This window comes from Streptomyces sp. NPDC002130 (assembly GCF_040296465.1).
In the GTDB taxonomy this organism is placed as follows: Bacteria; Actinomycetota; Actinomycetes; order Streptomycetales; family Streptomycetaceae; genus Streptomyces.
The window spans coordinates 1-1,097 of sequence record NZ_JBEOXI010001178.1 but is presented as its reverse complement, the minus strand read 5'-3'; the positions used below and the strand labels follow the sequence as shown (position 1 = coordinate 1,097).

Annotated in this window: 2 protein-coding genes; one reads left to right on the top strand and one right to left on the bottom strand. The window is 61.3% G+C overall.

Annotation, left to right across the window (positions count from 1 at the left end; translation table 11 throughout):
- Positions 1 to 227 precede the first annotated feature (227 nt).
- Positions 228 to 596 carry a VOC family protein gene (locus ABT116_RS49440; RefSeq protein WP_351648229.1) on the top strand — a complete coding sequence of 123 codons (369 nt, stop codon included), beginning with the start codon at positions 228 to 230 and terminating at the stop codon, positions 594 to 596.
- 4 nt (positions 597 to 600) lie between these two features.
- Here the strand turns inward: ABT116_RS49440 and ABT116_RS49435 are convergent.
- The coding region (locus tag ABT116_RS49435) for an FAD-binding domain-containing protein (RefSeq protein WP_351648225.1) at positions 601 to 1,097 on the bottom strand (497 nt) is incomplete at its 5' end.

The following is a 1,097-nucleotide window of genomic DNA, read 5'->3' as shown; positions in this document are numbered from 1 at the left end:
ACTTCATCTCGAGCTACATCGACGGCTTCTACCCGAACCTGAGCGTCGGGTACCACCTCAGTGTGGTGTGACTGCAGCAGTCGTCATAAGTAATCCATCTGCCACTCAGACGCACTTGTTCTTGGACATTCGTCCGGCGCGCGGGGATTGTTGAACGCAGCCCCGCACGACCAGGCACACGCCCCGCTGCCGGTGGCCCGAAAATCAACGGGAGAGGGAAAACCACAGTGCGACTACCCAACCAGTTTCTGATCTACGTCAGCGATGCCGCCTCCGCAGCAGCGTTCTACGGCGAATTGTTCGACGCGAAGCCTGAGGTCCTCAGCCCTCGGTACATGACCTTCGACCTCGGCGGCGGTGTGGTCCTTGCACTGTGGAGCGGCAAGTCCCGCGACCTCGATCCCGCGACACCGCGCAATTTCGAAGTCGGCATCTTGGTCGACGGCGGGAGCAGCGAAATACGCGCGATCCACGACGAGTGGGTAGCCAAGGGCGTCGAGGTCGTCGAGGAGCCGAATGAAGATGTCTTCGGTCTGACATTCGTCATTTCAGATCTGGACGGAAACCGCGTCCGCGTAGCGCCCGCAGATCACTGAGCACTCAACCCTTGATCTCGCCGTATCTACGGAGGGCTTCCTCACGCTCTTGCGCATGGTCGACGATCGGATCCGGGTAGTCGACCGGGCGCATCGCCTTCAGCGAGTGGACCGCTTTCCCGGGAACATCGCGGAGTTCGGGAACCCACCGGCGGACGTATGTGCCGTCGGGATCGAACTTCTCCCCCTGCGTGATCGGGTTGAAGACGCGGAAGAACGGCGAAGCGTCCGTGCCAGACCCGGCAGTCCACTGCCATCCGTGCTGATTGGAGGCCAAGTCACCGTCCACCAGATGCGACATGAAGTACCGTGCGCCGCGCCACCACGGAATGTGCAGGTCCTTCACCAGGAAAGACGCGACGATCATTCGCACCCGATTGTGCATCCAGTTCTCGGCTGCGAGTTGCCGCATGCCGGCATCGACGATCGGGAAGCCGGTCTTGCCCTCACACCAGGCTTTGAAAGCGGAGTCTGCGTCGGCTCCGCCATCGTGACGTAAAC